We start from the raw sequence: 19,768 nt of genomic DNA, 5'->3' as shown, positions 1-19,768 counted from the left end.
CGACAGACGTAACTATCTGACCGACAGGCAAAGACGCAGGACTTTAAGCTGGCTCACGTTTATCCAGTCAAGGCCTCGCGATATGAAAGCACTTCAATTCAGTACGACCGGCAGCGTCGACAACCTCAAACTTGTCGATCTGACAATACCCATCCCTGACGCAGGGGAAGTTCTGGTCCGGGTCAAGGCCGCAGGACTCAATCCCAGTGACCTCAAAAACGTTCTGGGTCGCTTTCCCTATACAACGCTGCCTCGTGTGCCGGGCCGTGACTTTGCAGGTATCGTTGAGCAGGGGCCGCAGGAGCTCCTCGGCAAGGCGGTCTGGGGGACCGGCAAAGGTCCTGGTTTTCTGAGGGATGGATCTCACGCTGAGTATCTGGTTGTACCTGCAAGCGGCGTAGCGTTGAAGCCCGACAGCTTGTCTTTCGCTCAGGCGGCATCCATCGGGGTCCCCTTTACGACGGCCTACGACGCAGTGGAGCGCACCGGCATTAAGCACAATACGTCCTTTCTGGTGATTGGAGGCAACGGTGCCGTAGGGACAGCCGCTCTTGCCTTTGCGAAGATCAAAGGTGCGCGCGTTCTTGCTGCTGTGCGCAAGGCTGAACACGCCGAGGTCCTAAGGCGCAAGGGGTACGACGCAATCGTGCTTGATAGCGCAGCATCGCTTGAACGCCAAGTATCCGAGTTCTTTCCTGGTGGGGCGCACGTCATCTTCGACACAACTGGATTTTGGCTCCCGGCGGCCGTATCAGCGCTGGCAAACTTTGGACAAATCGCAATAATCGCCGCTCCCGCAGACGGGATGGTTGATTTCCCCGCGTTGGCGCTATATCGCAAAGGAGGTGTTCTTGTCGGCGTCAACTCCCTTCTTTACGACAACACTCAATGCGCAGCAATGCTCAAGGATTTCGGTCACTACTTCGATGAGGGTGCACTGCCTCGACCTGAGGGAGTAACGGAAATAGCGCTTGTAGATGGCATCACACAGTACAAAGCTGTGGAAGCCGGCAGCAGCGACAAAGCAGTGCTTATTCCTTGAGGCCGGCGCGACGCTGAGCAAGTCGAGGCCAAAACTGCCGGGCCACTCTTGCGTGTATGGCCTCGACATCAGTCTCCCTGCGCCCTCGCTGCAGCTCTCAACGCCCGAAGCAGGTCTTTTCTGTTGCACAGGCATTCAGCCCCAAGATGGGGTAAACCATTGCCTGATGCCGATAGGCTTCAATAACGACCTGTCTCGCCTCTTTAAAATCTTGTGGATGTGGAGGTCAGGCTTGATATTTTGAATACCTTCGTAAAAATAGCGAACGCTCCAAATCGATAATAGACAGTCGTTATCCAAAACCACAGCAACCGCGTTTGAGAGCCGCTTCACGCTCGCCACGTCGCGATTCAAATCCAGGAAAATATAGTCATCGCGCTTGGTTAACGCCTTAACTGTATGCCGCGCAGATTTCTTTAAGGCAACATTGACTGAAGTGAATGGCAAGGGAAGTGTCTTCACGTTTCATTTGCCGGTGCCCTGCTCTCAGCGCCACTCAAGCCCGATCTGTATTTTTTCTGTTAGATCCGCATTCCGAATGCGCCTGATGCAGTACCCTGTATGCAGGCGATACGGTGTATCTTCAACGGCCACTCGTGGATCATGTTTGTTGCAGATGGCCTTGGGCAATGGCATTTTTTACCGTGTCGATCGTGGCGGTACATTATAGAGTCCATTCAGGAATGACCGGTCGTTTCCTTAAAGTGTCAGAGTCGTCGCTTTAAGAATTTTGTTTTTGAAATCAGTAGCTTGCAATAGATCGGTAAAACACCCCGCTACAATGCTTGATTGTTTTTATTGCTCTTCTATGCTTAGAAGAATCTCGGAAAAAAGCCCCGGACAGACAAAGGCTGTCTGATTCAAGTACCTATGAATCGGATAAGCGTTTTAACTCAGGTTGCGCAAAAATTAACGCGTCCCCGTCGGCTATAGGCGTTGGACGAAAAGGTTATACAGCGCATTCCTTTTATTGAACGGTGCTGGATTTTAGTGCGAGGCCTTTGAGGATTTTATATATCCGCCCGGTAAGGTTTGTGCCAAATAGTTATAACGATCTTGTGTGTCAGGGCAACTATTTTAACTTTTCAGGAATGGAAATGATGGGCATGGGGACGGCGTGGCCGCAAAAGAAACGAAATGTTTTAATTACCGGCGGCTCCAGTGGCATTGGTGCCGCGGCTGTGCGCACGTTCGTCAGTAGAGGTGACCAGGTATGGTTTACTTATCACCGCGGTGAAGACCGAGCGCATGAGCTGATCAACTCTCTTGCTTCACATGCCCATTACCCACCCCAAGCCTTACCTTTCGATCAAGGCAGTTGGGACAGCGTTTTACAGCTTGTTGAAGCGCTCCCGGCGGACATCGACATTCTCGTGAACAATGCCGCATTAGGTACCAAAACCGTAGAACTTTCCGGACTGGACGAGTGGCACCGCCAAGACGAATTGTTCACAAAAGTAAACTGCCTCGGACCGCTTTGGCTGACCCAGCAGCTTCTTCCTGGCATGTTGAAACGCGGCTACGGGAAAATACTTATGCTCTCGAGTGTCGATGGCGGAATAGCAGCCTTCCCGGGGTTCAGGGACGCCGATGGCATGACCAAGGCCGCAATCGCATTCTTGACAAGGCAATGGGCTGCGGAACTTATTCATGAACCTGTGGAGGTATTTTGTGTGTGCCCCGGGGCCGTCGATACGCCCATGTTCCGTCAAAGCACGCTGGACCCCTTATCGACAGTAGCCGCTGATGAACTCATTGCTCGCCTCCCCAAGGGGCGTCTTATTGGTCCCGATGAGATTTCCGAAGTCCTTTGGTGGCTGACCACGGAGGCTGCAATCATCATGCATGGAGCCGTTATTGACGCTTCCATGGGGCTCGGCGTGCACCCGGGGTGCATCACTATGTCGGCCCCGCGTGCGATTTTGAAAGAAGACATCACATGATGAACAAGTATGGATACCACGGTTGGCACGCGGGAGAGCTCACTGATGCCATACACGCAGTGGCTAACGTGCTGGACGACTATGTGCAGGACTCCCAGCATGGCGAGGTGCCGGTATTAAGACAAATGCCCCCGGAGCGTTTGATCAATCACTTAGGCATGCGCAATTGCATTACGTCCGACGGAATGACGGCCGACGAATTATCTGCCTTTATCAAGGAGTATCTGGCCCAGGGAACAAGACTCCATCATCCCGGTTACATGTCTCATCAATGTGCGGTTCCCGACATAGGTTCGGCCATCGCCGATCTTGTGCATGGCGTAAGCAACAACGCGATGTCGTTATTCGAGATGGGTGCCGCCGGAGTCGCTGCGGAGCTCGTGGTCACTGAGTGGATGCTCGATAAAGTGGGGTGGAGTTCCAACGGCTCTGGAGCAATTCTTGTTCATGGAGGTTCGCTGGCCAACCTCACAGCCCTTCTCGTTGCCCGTCACCATGCGTTTCCAGAAGCGTGGCAGCACGGAACTCCACAAAATGCGGTCATTCTCGCGCCGGCAAACGCTCATGTCTCCGTAACGCGTGCGGCCTCGATCCTTGGTCTCGGAAGTCGCGCGGTAGACACGCTGCCCTGTGATCGCTTCGGACGCGTTATAGGTGCGCAGGTTAGTGAAATCATCGAGGCCCATCACTGTGCGGGACGCACTGTGATGGCCGTTGTCGCCAATGCTTGCGCTGCGCCAACCGGCCTGTTTGATCCGTTGCCGGAAATCGCCCGTGCCTGTCATGACGCACGTGTCTGGCTGCATGTCGATGCAGCGCATGGAGGGTCAGCCTTACTCGTTCCCGAACTGCGCCACCGTCTGGAAGGTATAGAACAGGCAGACTCAATCACGTGGGACGCTCACAAAATGTTGCGCACGTCGACACTCGCCGCAGCCGTGCTTGTTCGCACAGCAGTTAACCTGAGCCAGGCATTTCAGCAACATGCCGATTACCTCTTTTTTGATGAAAACCGTCCCGGACCTGATCTGATGCATTACACGATTGAAGGATCCAAAGCCGAGCTCGGCCTCAAGGTCTTTCTTAATTTGGCACACAGAGGTGAGGCGGGCCTGGCAGCGTATGTTCATAGCCGCCATCTGGCAGCTCGCAGATTCTGGCAAATGATACGTGAGCGAAAAGAGTTTGAGGCACTCAGTGAGCCAGAAAGCAACCTTGTCTGCTTTCGATACGCCGACCCTCCAGGGGGCCATAGTGACCAATTGCACATCGCTGTGCGCAATACGCTCATGCAGCAAGGAACATTTCATCTGGCCTCTTCGTTTGTTGATAATCGTCGTTGGTGGCGTACGACCATCATGGCACCGTCAACAGATGACTCTACATTCTCTCGCTTGCTGGACACGCTTGAGCGTACCTATCACATGCTTTCTCGAACGGTGCTCTAGGCTCTGTACGTAAAGTGGCTGCGTTCGGTGATGCTGCGTTAGAAACAGGCTCGAGCGCGAGTCCGATCAGAATGCTCATTTACAACATGTACAGTCGAACGCGACCCCGGCCGTTCCTCGCCTGTTTTTGTCTTCCCTGACCTTCGCTCGCCGACTGTTAATGCAAGCCTGGAACCGGCTCAGGCCAGTTAACGTGCCAAATAAGCACACAAGGAGTATTTCCAATGACCCGTATTGAAGTATTTTATTGTGGGCGCGTGCACACGATTTGTCATCAACACGCTGTCAAGCTATCTGTTCCGCTATGTTTTGCAGATAACCCTATAAACCTTTATGGTGCCGAGCCGGCGCATGAGCAGCCATTGGTATAACAATGGTTCGGCCAGCGTACGGCAGGGAGGCTCCTGCAATGCATCACGCATTAGTTTTGTTCCACACTGCCACGGCACCCACACCGAGTGCATCGGTCATCTCTTGCCGGATATCCGCAATGTAACAGAACTCGATATTCCTCTTTTTATCGCTGCCACCTTGATTCATGTTTCGTTGGAGCGAGTGTCTGAAACGAAAGAGGGCTACAACGTTCATGCCGCTGCGGATGACCGGGTTGTCACTGCAGAAGCAATTGAACACGCCATGGCCCCACTGGGGTCAGACTATCTTCAGGCATTGATCATCGCGACCGATACGACTACCTGGCGACTTGATGGCCAGGGCGTACCGTATTTCAGCCATCAAGCCATGGCGTTGGTGGTAAGGCTGGGTGTCCAGCACCTACTGGTGGACATGCCCTCTATCGATAAACTCCACGACGGTGGATTAATGGACAATCACCGTTGTTTCTGGGGGATATCGGATCCTTTACAGCCCGTTATAGAGCGTCAGCATGCTTCCGTTACTGAATTGATTCAGGTGCCCGCCAATGTACCGGCGGGTCATTATTTTATGACCCTGCAGCTACCTGATTTAACGGGGGATGCTGTTCCTAGCAGGCCGCTACTGTTTCCTTTTACCGACGGGAGAAAATAGTTCATGGACTATTCAAGTTACCTTAAATTAAATGAGTTGCTGTCACTGCAGCAATCCAGTTCGCCCAGCAGTGAGCACCGTAATGAGTGCCTGTTTATCATTGTCCATCAAGTGCATGAGTTGTGGTTTAAGCAACTCATCAATGAAATTCATTACGCGATTGAGTTGGTCGGCAAGGGGGCCGTGTCCGATGCAATAAGCGTCATGGCTCGGATCAATACGATCACCCAAACGATTGTCAATCAAATGCCCGTCATCAATACGTTGACCGCTCATGAGTTTCATCGCTTTCGGGAATATCTGGGAAGCGCCAGTGGGTTTCAGTCTTATCAATTTGATGGGATTGAGGCCCTGTTGGGCAAAGCGAATAGCAAAAAGCTGCGACATTATCAATACGATAAGGTGATACAAGAAAAACTGGCTGCCATTCTTCAGCCTGTTACGCTATGGCACGCTGTTCGTCAGCAGTTCATAGGCACCGCCAACGCCACAGCAGACGATAAAGACATCCTTAAAAATATATTGGAACGGCCTTCTTACGAAGCGTTGTTGCTGAACCAGCTATTGGACCTGGATTCACTGTTGCAAGAATGGCGCTTTCGCCATGCCAAACTGGTCGAGCGCACGATAGGTTCATCGACAGGCACCGGTGGTTCCGCCGGGTTGAGCTATTTGAAATCAACGCTTTTCACCCCGATATTTGTGGAGCTTTGGGCCGCCATTAACCGCTCATAAGTCATCGTGCTGTGGGCAGTGTCGATATCGGGAGTCAGTGTACGTCAAGGCTGTTTTACTGTTCGGCTTCATCCCTTGCCGATTTCGACTCGCTCAGTGCAGGCAATAGCACGCCATCGATCATGGCGGTCAAGAACTGCAAGTCAAACGGTTTGCGCTGAACCAGGGCGCGATAAGCCGCCATGCAGGGAAGCACCTGGCATGCGGCGTCCACATCGGCGTTCGCCGATATCTCGCCGCGTTCAAGCGCGCGTTGCATCAGCATGCGATTGACCATGGCCCACGGCTCGACAATCGCCGCGTGCCCTGCTTCAGCCAGCTGCGGGCTCCGCAATAACACGGAGGCGAGACCGGCCATCACACGCATTTTGCGCTCGCCCTCTTCAGCCGATTGTGGCTTGAACATGGCAAGCAAATCGCCTCTTAAAGAGCCTGTGTCAGGCAGACTGTGCAGATCTACCTGGCTGTGTTTCAGGTGGGCGACGGCGTCGACGATCAGCTCCGCCTTGGAATTCCAGCGACGATAAACCGTTGCTTTGCCCGCTCCGGCGCGTGACGCAACCATGTCCATGGTCATGCCGTCATAGCCGGACTCTGCCAGCACGTCTATTGCTGCGTCGAGAATGGCTGCGTCTCGCGCCGGATCACGCTTGCGTCCGCGAGCCGGTTTCGGCAAGCCAGGCGCCTCGCCGTGTCGAGCCGGAGCGTTATCCAGATCTTTTGCAATCAACCTGTCCATCCTTTTGTGCGATGAGCAACTCTACCCATATATTTCGGAACTTGCCAGTCTCGTAATTCTGTGGCCTGATGATTGTATCCGGGTATTTGATGAGGAGCAGGGTAAATGCGTTACAAGAGACTTGGCAGTACGGGCCTGTTCGTGTCGGAGTTCTGCATTGGCACAATGACCTTCAACGGTGCTGCGGCAAGGCATCGACTCATGCACACCGGGATGTCAGGAGAGCACAAGATAATGGCCAGAGGAGCACGTTGATGTTTCACGTTATGTTCAGCATGCCCTGCCTCTATGTCATTGGCAGGTTCATAGCGCCGATGCCATGGGCCTTATCGGTCAAAATAGCTGTTGCTCTGCTACTTGTCCTGGCTTCGCAATACCATCTTTATTGCCGTTTCTCTTCCGGCAGCGTGTTCTCGCCGGAATTTCCACGCAGCATCGTCATGCTGTTCAACTGGGCGTTCGGTGCCATTCTGCTGCTTGCAGTGCTCCAGATCATCGTCGATGTCGGTACGTTACTGACGATGCTATTGCGCCAGCGCACGCTGACCATTCCGGTAAATCTGCGCTACGTCATCGGTGTGGCGGCCTTGTTGCTGGCTGCAATCGGCGTCCAGCAGGCGGTGCGCGTGCCGCCTGTGAAGGATCTCCAGATCGCGCTTAAAAATCTTCCTCCGCAATTCGAGGGTTACAAAATTCTGCAACTGACGGACATGCACATCAGTCGTCTGTTTGATGCATCGTGGACGCGGGCGGTGGTGCAACAGTCAAATACGCTGGGTGTGAACCTTATCGTCATCACCGGCGATCTGATCGATGGTTCGCTCAGCGACCGCAAGCAGGATATCGACGCCTTGCGTGATTTGCGTGCGCCGGACGGTGTGTATGTCATTCCTGGCAATCATGAGTATTTTTTCGACAATCAGGCGTGGATGCAGCACTTTGTTTCATTAGGGATGGTGCCACTTGCCAACAGCCACACTTTGATCGAGCACGACGGCGCACGGATCGCTCTGGCTGGCGTCACCGACGTGACAGCACCTGAAACCGGTTTCCCCGCGCCCGATCTTCAAAAGGCCATTGCCGGTATCGCAAAAGACACACCGATCATCCTGCTCGACCATCAGCCCAGAAACGCGCAGGAAACGGCGACACAAGGGGTGGCGTTACAACTTTCCGGCCACACCCACGGCGGCATGATTTTCGGACTTCACCGGCTTCTGGCACTGGCCAACGGCGGATTTGTATCGGGCCTTTATGAGGTCGGCAGCATGCAGTTGTACGTCAACAACGGTACCGCGCTCTGGCCGGGATTTGCCATTCGCCTTGGCCAGCCTTCCGAGCTGACCCGGATTACGCTTCGCCGGGCACCGTAGCGCACGCCATCGGCTTCTACGCAGTTGCGTTACTGAATGCTCCGTGTGCCCGCCCCTGTTTTCCGGGGCAGGCTCATTAGCATTTATCTGAACGCTGGACTCTTTGATCCTCGAAGCACGAGGTGCAGCGACCTCAAGTCATTCCCCGAGTCGGCCCGACTGTTCATACTTAACCGGCACGCTGGTTCACAAACCGGCTGACGGCCCGTACCACTGTGTTCGCGCCCTGCTGGATTTCTTCGATAACGCGGTCTGCGTCGTTGGCCAGCACCAGCGCTTCAGAAGCCTGCTCGGTACTGCGTACGATTACCCCCACGGCTTCTGAAGCCAGACTTTGATTCTTCTTCACGACGTTTACAATTTCTTCCGCTGCTTTGGTTGTTCGAGAAGCCAGCTGGCGTACTTCATCGGCCACCACCGCAAATCCCCTGCCCTGTTCACCTGCCCTGGCGGCTTCGATAGCGGCGTTCAAGGCGAGCAAATTGGTTTGCTCGGCGATTCCGCTGATGGTTTTTATGATCGTTCCGATCACCTGGCTTTGCGAGTCCAGTGCCTCGATGCCACGCGTGGCCTCTTCCATCGAAATCGTCAGTTGGCCCAGCATCTGCAGCGTATCCTTGATTACTTTTCTGCCTTGCTGTGCGCTGCCGTCCGTATCGATAGATGTTTGATAAGCCATCTCCGACGCTTCGGCGACAGCTTTCTCACGCTCAACCTGCTCAGTAATGACTGTTGCAAACTTGGCAATTTTATAAAGCTTGCCGTTGGCATCGGTAATAGGGTTATAGGACGCTTCCAGCCATACATCACGCCCGGCTTTGTCAATTCGCCGGAAACGGTCAACGATGAACTCACCCCGGCGCAGTCTCTCCCAAAACAGAGTGTATGCCTCGGAGCTGGATTCTTCAGGCAAACAGAAAATCTTATGGTGTTTTCCCTTTATCTGATTCAACTCGTAACCCATCGCTTTCAGGAAATTGTCATTGGCGGATATGACAATTCCATCGAGGGTGAAATCGATAACGGCAGTGGAGCGTTGCAGGGCGTTCACGAGGGCTTCGTTTTCTCGTGAGGCTTCAATCGTTCGTGTCAGAACGCTCGAGTACAGGGTGATCTGCTCGATGCCGCCCGTTTCATTTTTAAAGGGTACGACCACGGTCCTCAGCCACACCCTTGCCCCTGTTTTACTGACCAGCCGCAGCGTGCCGCTGAAATGCTTGCCATCCCGGATCGCCGCCAGTGCGCGCTTCTGGTGAACATCGCCGCTCAGTTCTGGCGGGCTCAGTTCGGTGAGGCTGCGTCCCGCAATCTCGGCTTGTGAATAGCTCAGCTCTGTCTCGAACAACGCATTGACTGTCTGCACGTTGCCCGCGCCATCCAGAACAGCGGCAACGGTCTCCAGGTTCAAGACTTGCCCCGCTTGCTCAAGCATGGCGAGACGGCGCTCCAATGCCTTGTTGGTGTTTTTCAAATGAGAGTTGAACATTGTGGCTATCCGGGACAGTTTGGGCTTGCAAACTTCATCGGTCGTCACATCGAAACCTTTAGCGCTTTAGTCAACTAAAGGTCGGAAAAGCCGGGTATACATTCTAAAATTTTATTTAGGATCCAAGCTGACTATTTGCCAAGGCGATAACGTTTATCACAGGGTGAATAATTGTAAAAATTTACGGAATGAAGTTGAAAGCCGGCTGTCAATGTTCTCTTGATCTGAACAAGGGCTGAAACACGGCTCAACGAATTCCAGGCGCTGTACGTAACGTCTGTCAGGTTTACTCAAAAACGCATCGCTGCTCGATGACATGCACTCATTGGCTGCAGAATTCTCACCCCTTGGTCAGGCGTCCCAGAAGCTCCTCTCGCCGCTCCCTGTCCGCGAGCTCTTTCGCCAGTAAACCAGGCAATAGCTCGCTCGCCTGCTGCGCATTGAGGATAAACACGCCGTCGTCATCACCGATGGCAATGTCTCCCGGATTGACAATGACCCCACCAATATCGATCGGCCCATTAAGCTCGCCGCTCTCCCCCAGGCTTCGCGTGGTCACGGCGCTGATTCCCCGGCTGAACACCGGCAGGCGATGTTCGCGCAGGGCGGAGACATCGGTCACGGCGCCTGAAACGATGACGCCGGCCAGCCCCTTGATAAGTCCGGCCAGGGTACGCAGCTCGCCCCAGCAGGCACAATGCGGGTCGCCGATGCACTCGATCACCAGCACATCGCCGGACAGGCTGTTCAGCAGTGCATCGCGCAAAATGCTGCCTTCGGGCAATTGTACTTTGACCGTGACGACGTTACCGACCAGCCGGGCACCTTCGAACAACGGTCTGATCCCGGGCAGATAACCACGGTCGGTCAGGTGACCGATGGTGGAGGACGCAATGCCCCGGTATTGCTCTATGACGGCGTTGCTCAGCGGTTGCTGGCGGTGTGCAATGTGCTTGTTCATCGGGATTTCCTGGGCCTCAGTAACGGACAGGTCGAGCAATACTCGACAGGGTTGCTGGCGTCGTAATAGAAGCAGCAGGTTCGACGAAAACGGACGCTTTTGCCTTCGGCTTCCAGCAAAACGGGGGGACGCCGGAAGTGTTTCAACGGGTTGTAGTTCAGGCCGAACAATGCTGGGTCTGCCTGATTCAGCAGCCAGTCGAAGTCGCCCTCATAGCGCTGCCGAATTGCCGGGTCCTGAATCTTTTCCATGCGTTTGTCGTACAGCGAATAGACGCGTACGGCTGTGTTTTCCCAGAGGATGCGCCGGGATATGCCGGTGACGCGGTTGAAGGTTTCCCACAATGGCTGCAGCAGTTCGCGGAACAATGTTGCGACGATGAGCTCCCTCCACGCCTCGCGAGTGCCGGGTTCATAACCCACAGGCGTCACATCGATCAAGGGCATTGAAGAGGTCCACAGGCCGTCATCGTGTGCGTATTCGATAACGCTGTTGTCCAGCGACAGGATCAAACCCTTGTCGTAGACCGACATGGCGTACAGACAGGCACCCGTGCTCAGGAAGGAGAAGCGCTTGGCCAGCAGTGATGCGGTGATTGCCTGCGTCGGAGAGCCGATGACAGGCCCTAACGTCTCGAGCACTTGTTCGCACACCTCCTCGTCCAGCAGGGCGCGGGGCGATAACGAGCGAGGATCGCGGTCACTTGCCTGCCTGAGCTGCAGCGCCCCGGACAGCAGCGCCCATTCGGACTCGGTGAAAGCGTGCACCAGACTCATTGCGGCAGTTCCCTGCCAAAGGGAATGCACAACGGTGTACCAAAGAATGGATCGGCGATAATCCGGCAATTGAGGCCAAAGACCTGCTTGACCAGCGCTTCACTGAGGATGTCGGCCGGACGCCCCTGAGCGAAGGCGGTGCGCTCGTGGACAGCGACCATGTGATCGGCATAACGGCAGGCCAGATTCAGGTCATGCAGGACCATGATGATGGTTTTGCCTTCTTGCCGATTGAGGTCGCGCAACAAGTCCAGCACTTCGATCTGGTGAGCCAGGTCGAGAAAGGTCGTGGGCTCGTCAAGCAATACGATATCGGTATCCTGCGCCAGCGTCATGGCGATCCACGCGCGCTGACGCTGGCCGCCCGACAGCGCATCGACGGGCCTGTCAGCCAACGCCTGCATGTCGGTCTGGGCCAGCGCTCGCTCGACCATGGCTTCATCCTGAACGGACCATTGCTGCATCCAGTTCTGGTAAGGATAACGGCCCAGCGCCACCAGCTGACGCACGCTGATGCCTTCCGGAGCGCTGGGCATTTGCGGCAGAATCGCCAGTTCACGCGCTACTGTGGCGGTGGACTTCTGATGGATGTCTGTACCGTTGAGCACTACGCTGCCCTGCTGTGGCTTGAGCAGACGCGCGAGGGATTTCAGCAAGGTACTTTTGCCGCAACCGTTACTGCCGATCAGCACGGTTACCTGGCCTGCAGGCAATTGCAGATCCAGGCTGTCGATGATCACCTGCCGTTGGTAGCTCAGGGTCAGGTCGTGGGTTGCGATTGACGCCATCCGTATTTCCTTAATGCCGCTGGTTAATCAATAGATACAGAAAAAACGGCGTGCCCAGCACCGCGACAAAAATCCCTGCAGGCAGATCCAGCGGCAGGAACAGCGTACGCCCGGCAAGATCGGCAAGCATGACCAGGTCTGCACCAACCAGCGCCGACATCAGCGCCTGACCGGTAAACCCCGGCGGCATCAGGCGTTTGGCAATATGCGGCGCAATCAAGCCAACAAAGGCAATTGCCCCGCCCCATGCGACCGCCAGGCCTGCAAGCGCAACGCTCACCAGCAGCAGTCCGGCGCGCAGCCATTGCACCCTGACGCCTATGCCCAGCGCCAGACCGTCATCGAGTTGCTGCATGCGCAGCTGGCGAGCGAGCAGCACCAGCAACGGCAGTGTCAACAACAGCCAGCCTGCCAGCACGCGGGGTTCCGGCCAACTTGCACCATACACGCTCCCGGTCAGCCAGACGTAAGCCGACAAGGTGGTTGTCAACGGGCTGAACACCAGAATGAACGTCGTCACCGCAGCCAGCAGAGCCGACACCCCTACGCCGATCAATACCATGCGTAATGGCGAGGCGCCCTGATTCCACGCCAGCAGATAGATAACCAGCGCGGCCAATCCTGCGCCGGAGACGGCGGCCAAGGGTAGAAACTGCGCGCCCAATGCAGCCGAGAAGAACGACAGATACAATACGGCTGCCGCACTGGCACCGCTGGTGATGCCCAACAAGTCCGGCGACGCCAGCGGGTTGCGAATAATGCTTTGCAGGATCAGCCCGGACACCGCCAAAGCAGCTCCGACCAGCGCTGCCAGTGCCAGCCGGGGCATGCGCAACTGCTCGACAATGAAGATCAGGCTGGCGTCCGCCTGACCGCTGAATACATTCAAAAGGGTCGCGGGCGACAGGTTGATTTTGCCCAGGGCCAACGAGCTCAGTGCGATCATCAGGGTCAGCGTTGCGGCAATCACCAGGCGCAGCAATGCCGTCAGGCTGAACTGCCGGGAAAATCCCGGGTAGCGCACGGTCAGGTGCCTATCCATAACGTGCCCCCCGCCGTACCAGTGCTATGAAGAATGGACCACCGAACAGCGCGGTCATCACACCCACCGGCACTTCCTGAGGCACGATTGCCACCCGCGACAGCGTATCGGCCAGCAACAACAGCGTTGCGCCCAGCAACGCGCAACCGGGCAGTAGCCAGCGATGATCGATGGACAGCGTCTTGCGCACCATGTGCGGCACCAGCAGCCCGATGAAACCGATGCTCCCGGCCAATGCCACTGCGCTGCCTGCCAGGGCAATGATCACGATGCTCATGAGCAGACGAATCAGCCCGGTACGCTGGCCCAGAGCGGTGGCGATGGCTTCTCCGGTATTGAGCACATTGACCTGCCCGGCGAGCAGTAGTGATCCGCTCAGAGCCAGTACCACGCAGATCAGCAATGGCGCGGCAGTGCCCAGATCGCGTTCCGACAAGGAGCCCGCCAGCCAGAACAACACGGTGTCCAGACCGTCCTGGTTGACCACCAGCAGGGCCTGACTGAACGCGGTAAACAGCGCGGTGATCGCTGCGCCGGCCAACACAATCCGCAATGGGTTGAGGCTGCCCTGCCCCCGGTTGCCTATCACCCAGACAAGGGTCCCTGCCACCGCCGCACCGATGAAGGCGCACCACAGCCATTGGCTCATGGACGAAAGCGCGAACAACGACGAGCAGGCAATGATGGAAAACGTCGCCCCGGCATTGATGCCGAACAATCCGGGCGACGCCAGCGGGTTGCGCGTCAGGGCCTGCATCAGCGCGCCGGCAACCGCCAGACTGGAACCCACGGCGACGGCCATCAGGGTGCGCGTCAGGCGGGTATCCAGCAGCACATGCTCGATAGCGCTGAGCGCGTCAGGCTGCCACACGCTTCTGACCATTGCAGAGGGCGATATCCAGTCGGCTCCGGTGGCCAGGCTCAATCCCATGCACATTACCAATACCAACAGTCCCAGCCCCAGTTTTACCGCAGTCGTCATGAGGGACTGTCCGCCATTGCCACGCGGGCTATTTCGTCTAGCATGTGATTGGCACCCAGAATGCCTCCAGACAGGCTCCAGGCCACAGCATCGACGCGCCATACCTGACGGTCCTGCGCGGCGCGCAACTGCTGCCAGAACGGATGCTGGACCAGCTTGTCGTAGTTTTGCTGCGCGGCTTTGCTGTCCGCGCGCTGAAAAATGAAGAACAGGTCGGCATCGACCACAGGCAAGCTCTCTTTGCTGCTGAGTTTAAGGGACACGCCGCGTGCTTCTAGAGCAGTCGGCGTCCAGGCAAAGCCCAGCTCGGTAAGCACCGAACCTGCAAAGCTGGCAGGTAGATAGCTGCGAATATGGTCCTCGCGAATGTCGAGAACCGACACAGTGATCGGCCAGCGTCCAGCGAATTTAGCCTGTAACAAGCCACGCAATTGCGTCACACGCTGTTGCCAATGCCCCAGCAGTTCCAGGGCCTGCTGCTGACGCTGCAATGCAGCCCCCATCATTGCCAGTGTGCGCTTGAACTCGAACACTTCTTCCAGCATAAGGACCGGGCTGATCTGCTCGAGCAACGGCGCGATGCGTTGATGGCGAAAACGTGATGCGACGATCAGGTCAGGTTTGAGTAGCACTATATCTTCAAGGCTCGGCTGGGTTTCCAGGCCCACATGCGGTACCGCCGCCAGGGCCGGGCGCAGGTAGCGATACATCGGCTTTTCGCTCCAGGAATCGACCACGCCGCACGGCGTGATGCCCAATGCCACCGCGCTGTCGGATGCTCCCTGAAACAACGTGACCACTCTTGGTGGCGCTGCCCAGGCAATGCCCGGCAGCGCCAGCAACCCCAATGAAAGACGCAGTACCGTGCGCCGCGAAGGATACCGGGCCTGATCAGGTTGCACGGCGCAACCTGTGGAACGGGTTGACCACCTCGCCCTTGCCGAAGGGCATGCTGCCTGGTCCGCCAGCGCGCTCGATCATAGGGGTAAGCAAGAGTTTCTGCGGCCAATTGGGGGCTTCGAACAGTTGATGCCTGATCATGGCACGCGCCTCGTCGTCAAATTCGATGGTTGTGATCAGATTATCCAGAACATCGCGCAATACCGTCCACAGCGCTGTTACCGGTACGTCATATATCTGGGCCAGCGTATCCATGATTGCCCGCACATTTACTTGAATCCCCAGTGTCTGCAACCAGAACAGCAAGTCTTCAGGGCTGTTGTGGTAAAGGGTATTGGCATGGCCTTTCTTGATGCGATATTCCGGATCGTGCATGCCGTTGCGCTCCAGCCACGGCACGAAAATACGCAACGAGTCGTGGTCGCGCAACAACAGACCTTGCGCCTGGCCGTCTTTCCAGACCATCACTGCGTTCTGGCCATGCACTTCGCCGAGCATACCCAGGCGGAACATGCGCAGGTTGATGTCGAAGAAACTGTGGCTCAGCTCGCGGAACAGCGTCAGTACCGAAGCCTGGTTGCGCGGCAGAACGCGATAATCCATCCATTCATCGAAGAAATGCCGATTGCTGCCTGGTAACGGTGTACCCAGCGCCGCCATCGGCAGCAGGCGGCAGTCCGGATCGTCGAGCAAGGCTGCCGGATAGCCGCGCACCATCGCCGAAAGATGCCGAGGCCCTTCGTCGAACAGGGTGGCTTGAGGTGGCATGAACGCCCACCATTTGCGTTCATCGCACAGGTGCAGTGAACGGCTCAGGGTTTCATCCTTGTCGACAACCTGGCGCAACAGCTTTTCACTCAGGCCGCCGTTGATCATTTTTACTGCGGGCAGATAGCGGGATGCGCCGAGCGAATAGATGGCCATGGGCAGCTTGAGGTAATCGGGGCTGGCAAAGCACGGCGTCATCGAGCGCAGCGATGAGGTGGCATACACTGCTGCCTCGTTGAAGGTCAGGCGCTGACAATCGCCGCAGGCAAATGCATCGCCCAACTGGGCCTGCAGAACATGTTCGAACTGCCACGGGTGGACCGGCAATGCCACATGGCTGCCGGCAATGCCGCGCGTTTGCAATTCCTGTTCGAGAACAGCTTGCAGGTGCTCTGGCAGCAGATAGCGGGCAGGGAAAGACTCGTTCACATCCCCTACGCCGTCGCCGCACTGCAGCAGGGTCTTGTCGACAGCGACCCAGTTCAGCGCCACCGGCTGGGCAAACTCGGCCTGATACTGCAGGTATTCCCGCTCGTTCAAACCTTGTTTGGCCTTGGCCAGCGGGTGATAGGGGCGATCGCGCAACGAAGCCCACTGCTCCATCGTTCTGAAGAACGTAGCGCCGTCCTGAGCCATCAGGTTGTGCTCGTCGACCTTATGATCCAGCGACAACGCGGTCTGCCACACGCTGATGCGCAACACATCGAGAAACAGTGCTATGCCCTTTTCATTGTCTTGCCGCTCGCTGTCCTGAAGCAGCGTCGCCTTGCCGGCGAACACCCATTTCATGAAATCTTCCGGAGACAACCGGGTCCAGCGTTCAGCCTGACGGCCGAGCACCGGCGTGCCGGGCTCTTTTTCCCATTGCTGGGTAATGCCGGGGCGCAAGGCGATACTGATGAAGCGCTGTTCCGCGTCATCGCAGCACCATTCCCAGATCTGCTGTGCGCTGTTCTGCGCTGCCAGCTTAGGGGCCTGCGGGTTACGGGATTGCCAGTGAGCAGTGTCCTGCAGGCTCAATGGCTCGCGGCCAAAGAAATCTTCAGCCAGCAGGCAGTCGACCAGATCCTGCATGACCAGGTCAGCGGCGAGTGAAGTGAAGTTCATCGTTTATTTTCCTTCTGCTGAATGTTGAGCCAGGCGGGCCTGAAGTGCACGAAAGGCTATGCCGCGCTCGTCCCCGAGGACAAAGGCATTGACCCCGCGCGCCTGCCAGCGGGCAGCGTCGCCGGGTTGACGGGGAATCGTGCAGTAGGCGACGCCTGCTGCGCTGGTCGCTTGCCAGGTAGCCAGCAAGGCTTGTTGTACATCGGGTTGATCGATCTGCCAGGGCATGCCCAGTGATTGCGACAGGTCTGCGGCCCCCTCGAGAATCATGTCCAGCCCCGGCACAGCAGCAATCTCTGCGGCGCGGCGCACGCCTTCGGCGCTTTCGATCATCGCCACCACCATGATCTGTTGATTGGCGGCCTCCACGTACTGCGCCAGGCTGTGCTTGCCGAACGAACCGGGACGACCGGCGTTAAGGCTGCGACGGCCCAGTGGGTAATATTTGCAGGCGGCAATGGCGTCCGCCAATTGCCCGGGGCTCTCGATCATCGGTAAAACGATACCCTGCGCGCCGCCATCGAGCAGGCGCAGCAGGGTTTTCGGGTTGAGATCGGCGACCCGCACCAGCGGCGTGAGGCCGTAGCTCTCCGCTACACGGATCATGTTCTCCACGGTTTCCGGGTTGATCAGCACGTGTTCCATGTCGATGATCACGAAGTCGAAACCGGCCTCGGCGATCAACTCGATGGCAGCCGGGGCCGGAATCGAGCTGATCAGCCCGTACACCGGCTGCCCGCTGCCGAGCCTGCTTTTGAGCGTATTGGTCCTCAGCATCATTGCGGCCTGCAGGCATGCAGCGGGTTGGGCACCGAACGGAACCGGCGTTCGCCATCACCCAGCAGGCGACGTTTGGTCAGCTCTTCCACTTCATACGACGCAGCAAACACGTCAAACAGCTCGAAGCGGTCGCGATGCTGCGGATGCGCGCGCTGATAGTCGAGAATGACATCTGCGGTCATCTGCCAGAACAGAGTTTCATCCAGCGAGTAGTGCTGGCGCAGGAAGATCGCCATTTCAGCCAGGCAGATGAAGAAGAAGCAGTCGCAGGAAAAGTCGCGCACCGCGTTGATATCATCGGTAACGATGAACGAATTACGGTTGAGTTTCGCGTGGCTGGCGGGCAGCGGGACCAGCTCCGGGCACAACTCGGGGCGTCCGAGGTGCGCGGGCGAATAACGCACGCCATCATGAAAGTCCTTGAGGGCGATACGTTGCGGCCAGCCCTGCTTGACGATCAGCACGATGTTCTGCCCGTGGGACTCCATGCCGATACCTTCGGCATAGAGCATATGAATGATCGGCGGCACCGTGACCTGCAGCAATTGTCGGGTCCATTCCTTGAGACCGTACTGGCGGACCCAGGCGTCGATGAACGGCGTCTGGTTGCCGTCGTCATAACGGTTTTCGACGTGGCTGAGGCCATTGAACGGCACTGCCTGCTCATCGTCCCTGAGGTATTGATGCAGGCTCTCGCGCCAGATCGCACCCAGCGTGCCGTAAGTCTGTGCCGAGCGGGATTCCGGCAGATGGCGGTAGTCGTAGCTGACGCCGGCGACTTCGCCGAGGATCACAAAATCCAGCGCACGAGCGGTGCTGTCGGTGGCGATGAGTTGGTGCAGCCAGTCGGTGATGATCGGACCGTTGAGCACGGTGTGCCGCGCCAGAATTCGCGTGCTGGAGGTATTGGTCATGCTCATGGCCAGCTTGACGTAAGGTCGCTTGGGCTGGCTGGCGTTGGCCAGGGTGCGAATCGACTGCTGAGCCTTGTAGACGTCGCTCGAAGTTCCCAGATAAATCAGCTCGCCGCTGGCAAGTTCCGGATAGAAGGTCGATACCGTGACGTTGTCCCACTGCCACGGATGCACCGGCATCAGCTGATAATCGTCGATGGATTTGCCTTGCGCGGCCAGATTCCGGGCGATTTCCTGCCAGCGCTGTGTACCCAGTTCCTGGCGGATAAACGCCGGAAAATCCATGTTGCGTGAATGACCGACCGACGCGCTCGATTTCGCCACCGCCAGCCAGACCACCGCAACAGGCGTGGCAAATTCAGGGCCGTAGTGGCGATTGTCACTCAGGGAAAAGCCGATCCGCGACTTGTAGCACGGGTGGTAGCTATGGGCATCCATGAAATGCTGTTCAAGCGCGTCCACGTCCAGCTCGTGCGCGGGCCTTGCGGGTCGATAACCCTGAGTGCGGGCTTGAAGGTCCTTTAGCTGGGTCTGCTCGATTTCCTGGATAAAGCGCGCCAGATGCGGGCTGTCCTTGAACGGACTCAGCAGCTCGGTCAACGCCAGATGCAAATCCGGCACACTGCGCTCACCTTCGCCGGTTACCCTCTCCAGTGTGGCGTGATCCAGGCGGATCAGCTCGAAGCTGGTACTCAGCAGTCCGTCACAGTGGTATTCCACTCCGTCAACTGCGGCGACTGTGAACTGATGCCGATGATCGTCCAGCCGTGTGCACCGGTAAGGCAGTGCAGCCTCGTACAGCAAGGTTTGCAGCAATTGGCCGATCACGCGGCGCTGTACTTTTTCGTAACGTGCGGTGTCGACATTGGCCAGCCAGGCACCTGTGGCCGTTTCTGGTGAAGCAGCGTTACGTTTCAGCGGTAAAGGGGTAGCCATGTTCATACCTCGAACGAAA

The 19,768-nt window shown here is 56.8% G+C and carries 18 protein-coding genes; 6 read left to right on the top strand and 12 right to left on the bottom strand.

Annotated elements, in window-relative coordinates:
• Positions 1-82 precede the first annotated feature (82 nt).
• Positions 83-1,042, top strand: coding sequence for a quinone oxidoreductase family protein (locus MME58_RS13675; protein ID WP_055005769.1), 960 nt, complete (start codon positions 83-85; stop codon positions 1,040-1,042).
• A 135-nt stretch (positions 1,043-1,177) separates the two neighbouring features.
• Here the strand turns inward: MME58_RS13675 and MME58_RS13670 are convergent, their stop codons facing one another.
• The gene (locus MME58_RS13670; RefSeq protein ID WP_055005768.1) at positions 1,178-1,504 is read right to left on the bottom strand and encodes a hypothetical protein; all 327 of its coding nucleotides are present in this window, start codon (positions 1,502-1,504) and stop codon (positions 1,178-1,180) included.
• 572 nt (positions 1,505-2,076) lie between these two features.
• Here MME58_RS13670 and MME58_RS13665 point away from each other — a divergent pair.
• The 4 genes from MME58_RS13665 to MME58_RS13650 all read left to right on the top strand — a co-directional run bounded on the left by MME58_RS13665 (position 2,077) and on the right by MME58_RS13650 (position 6,197).
• On the top strand, positions 2,077-2,985 hold the full coding sequence (locus tag MME58_RS13665) for an SDR family NAD(P)-dependent oxidoreductase (RefSeq protein ID WP_199727377.1): 909 nt from the start codon (positions 2,077-2,079) through the stop codon (positions 2,983-2,985).
• On the top strand, positions 2,982-4,433 hold the full coding sequence (locus MME58_RS13660) for a pyridoxal phosphate-dependent decarboxylase family protein (RefSeq protein ID WP_055005767.1): 1,452 nt from the start codon (positions 2,982-2,984) through the stop codon (positions 4,431-4,433). The genes MME58_RS13665 and MME58_RS13660 overlap by 4 nt, the downstream gene beginning before the upstream one ends.
• Positions 4,434-4,784: 351 nt before the next feature.
• Positions 4,785-5,462 carry a cyclase family protein gene (locus MME58_RS13655; protein WP_158506047.1) on the top strand — a complete coding sequence of 226 codons (678 nt, stop codon included), beginning with the start codon at positions 4,785-4,787 and terminating at the stop codon, positions 5,460-5,462.
• Positions 5,463-5,465: 3 nt separating this feature from the next.
• Complete coding sequence (locus MME58_RS13650; protein WP_055005765.1) at positions 5,466-6,197, top strand: tryptophan 2,3-dioxygenase family protein; 732 nt, start codon at positions 5,466-5,468, stop codon at positions 6,195-6,197.
• Positions 6,198-6,252: 55 nt separating this feature from the next.
• On the opposite strand, the gene MME58_RS13645 is transcribed toward MME58_RS13650, so the two are convergent.
• Positions 6,253-6,927, bottom strand: a complete 675-nt coding sequence (locus tag MME58_RS13645; RefSeq protein WP_199727376.1) for a TetR/AcrR family transcriptional regulator — start codon at positions 6,925-6,927, stop codon at positions 6,253-6,255.
• A gap of 263 nt (positions 6,928-7,190) precedes the next feature.
• On the opposite strand from MME58_RS13645, the gene MME58_RS13640 reads away from it, so the two are divergent.
• The gene (locus MME58_RS13640; protein WP_055005764.1) at positions 7,191-8,309 is read left to right on the top strand and encodes a metallophosphoesterase; all 1,119 of its coding nucleotides are present in this window, start codon (positions 7,191-7,193) and stop codon (positions 8,307-8,309) included.
• A gap of 169 nt (positions 8,310-8,478) precedes the next feature.
• Here MME58_RS13640 and MME58_RS13635 read toward each other — a convergent pair whose 3' ends face one another.
• From MME58_RS13635 to MME58_RS13590, 10 genes are all read right to left on the bottom strand, one after another.
• Positions 8,479-9,795, bottom strand: coding sequence for a methyl-accepting chemotaxis protein (locus MME58_RS13635; RefSeq protein ID WP_055005763.1), 1,317 nt, complete (start codon positions 9,793-9,795; stop codon positions 8,479-8,481).
• Positions 9,796-10,135: 340 nt separating this feature from the next.
• A complete protein-coding gene (locus MME58_RS13630; RefSeq protein WP_055005762.1) occupies positions 10,136-10,756 on the bottom strand; it encodes an RraA family protein in 621 nt (206 codons plus the stop codon).
• Positions 10,753-11,532: an IucA/IucC family C-terminal-domain containing protein gene (locus MME58_RS13625; RefSeq protein WP_055005761.1), complete on the bottom strand. Its 780-nt coding sequence runs from the start codon at positions 11,530-11,532 to the stop codon at positions 10,753-10,755. Before MME58_RS13625 ends, MME58_RS13630 begins: the two co-directional genes overlap by 4 nt.
• Positions 11,529-12,320, bottom strand: coding sequence for an ABC transporter ATP-binding protein (locus tag MME58_RS13620; protein ID WP_055005760.1), 792 nt, complete (start codon positions 12,318-12,320; stop codon positions 11,529-11,531). Before MME58_RS13620 ends, MME58_RS13625 begins: the two co-directional genes overlap by 4 nt.
• 10 nt (positions 12,321-12,330) lie before the next feature.
• A complete protein-coding gene (locus MME58_RS13615) occupies positions 12,331-13,362 on the bottom strand; it encodes a FecCD family ABC transporter permease (RefSeq protein ID WP_055005759.1) in 1,032 nt (343 codons plus the stop codon).
• On the bottom strand, positions 13,355-14,344 hold the full coding sequence (locus tag MME58_RS13610) for a FecCD family ABC transporter permease (RefSeq protein WP_055005758.1): 990 nt from the start codon (positions 14,342-14,344) through the stop codon (positions 13,355-13,357). Before MME58_RS13610 ends, MME58_RS13615 begins: the two co-directional genes overlap by 8 nt.
• Positions 14,341-15,246, bottom strand: coding sequence for an ABC transporter substrate-binding protein (locus MME58_RS13605; RefSeq protein WP_055005757.1), 906 nt, complete (start codon positions 15,244-15,246; stop codon positions 14,341-14,343). The genes MME58_RS13610 and MME58_RS13605 overlap by 4 nt, the downstream gene beginning before the upstream one ends.
• Complete coding sequence (locus tag MME58_RS13600) at positions 15,236-17,119, bottom strand: IucA/IucC family protein (RefSeq protein ID WP_054988672.1); 1,884 nt, start codon at positions 17,117-17,119, stop codon at positions 15,236-15,238. Before MME58_RS13600 ends, MME58_RS13605 begins: the two co-directional genes overlap by 11 nt.
• A gap of 3 nt (positions 17,120-17,122) precedes the next feature.
• The gene (locus tag MME58_RS13595; protein WP_055005756.1) at positions 17,123-17,896 is read right to left on the bottom strand and encodes an HpcH/HpaI aldolase family protein; all 774 of its coding nucleotides are present in this window, start codon (positions 17,894-17,896) and stop codon (positions 17,123-17,125) included.
• Positions 17,896-19,749 (bottom strand): IucA/IucC family protein, encoded by a 1,854-nt coding sequence (locus MME58_RS13590; protein WP_055005790.1) that lies wholly within the window; start codon positions 19,747-19,749, stop codon positions 17,896-17,898. Before MME58_RS13590 ends, MME58_RS13595 begins: the two co-directional genes overlap by 1 nt.
• Positions 19,750-19,768: the final 19 nt, after the last annotated feature.

The organism is Pseudomonas syringae pv. tagetis, from assembly GCF_022557255.1.
Lineage (GTDB): Bacteria > Pseudomonadota > Gammaproteobacteria > Pseudomonadales > Pseudomonadaceae > Aquipseudomonas > Aquipseudomonas caricapapayae.
Note: the sequence above shows the minus strand (reverse complement) of the source record. Positions and strands in the feature narration are given on the sequence as shown.

Excerpts from the sequence above, each read along its gene's own strand:
- MME58_RS13675 (WP_055005769.1), top strand. The coding sequence starts at position 83 with ATGAAAGCACTTCAATTCAGTACGACCGGCAGCGTCGACAACCTCAAA.
- MME58_RS13660 (WP_055005767.1), top strand. The coding sequence starts at position 2,982 with ATGATGAACAAGTATGGATACCACGGTTGGCACGCGGGAGAGCTCACT.
- MME58_RS13655 (WP_158506047.1), top strand. The coding sequence starts at position 4,785 with ATGAGCAGCCATTGGTATAACAATGGTTCGGCCAGCGTACGGCAGGGA.
- MME58_RS13650 (WP_055005765.1), top strand. The coding sequence starts at position 5,466 with ATGGACTATTCAAGTTACCTTAAATTAAATGAGTTGCTGTCACTGCAG.
- MME58_RS13640 (WP_055005764.1), top strand. The coding sequence starts at position 7,191 with ATGTTTCACGTTATGTTCAGCATGCCCTGCCTCTATGTCATTGGCAGG.
- MME58_RS13635 (WP_055005763.1), bottom strand. The coding sequence starts at position 9,795 with ATGTTCAACTCTCATTTGAAAAACACCAACAAGGCATTGGAGCGCCGT.
- MME58_RS13630 (WP_055005762.1), bottom strand. The coding sequence starts at position 10,756 with ATGAACAAGCACATTGCACACCGCCAGCAACCGCTGAGCAACGCCGTC.
- MME58_RS13625 (WP_055005761.1), bottom strand. The coding sequence starts at position 11,532 with ATGAGTCTGGTGCACGCTTTCACCGAGTCCGAATGGGCGCTGCTGTCC.
- MME58_RS13620 (WP_055005760.1), bottom strand. The coding sequence starts at position 12,320 with ATGGCGTCAATCGCAACCCACGACCTGACCCTGAGCTACCAACGGCAG.
- MME58_RS13615 (WP_055005759.1), bottom strand. The coding sequence starts at position 13,362 with ATGGATAGGCACCTGACCGTGCGCTACCCGGGATTTTCCCGGCAGTTC.
- MME58_RS13610 (WP_055005758.1), bottom strand. The coding sequence starts at position 14,344 with ATGACGACTGCGGTAAAACTGGGGCTGGGACTGTTGGTATTGGTAATG.
- MME58_RS13600 (WP_054988672.1), bottom strand. The coding sequence starts at position 17,119 with ATGAACTTCACTTCACTCGCCGCTGACCTGGTCATGCAGGATCTGGTC.
- MME58_RS13595 (WP_055005756.1), bottom strand. The coding sequence starts at position 17,896 with ATGCTGAGGACCAATACGCTCAAAAGCAGGCTCGGCAGCGGGCAGCCG.
- MME58_RS13590 (WP_055005790.1), bottom strand. The coding sequence starts at position 19,749 with ATGGCTACCCCTTTACCGCTGAAACGTAACGCTGCTTCACCAGAAACG.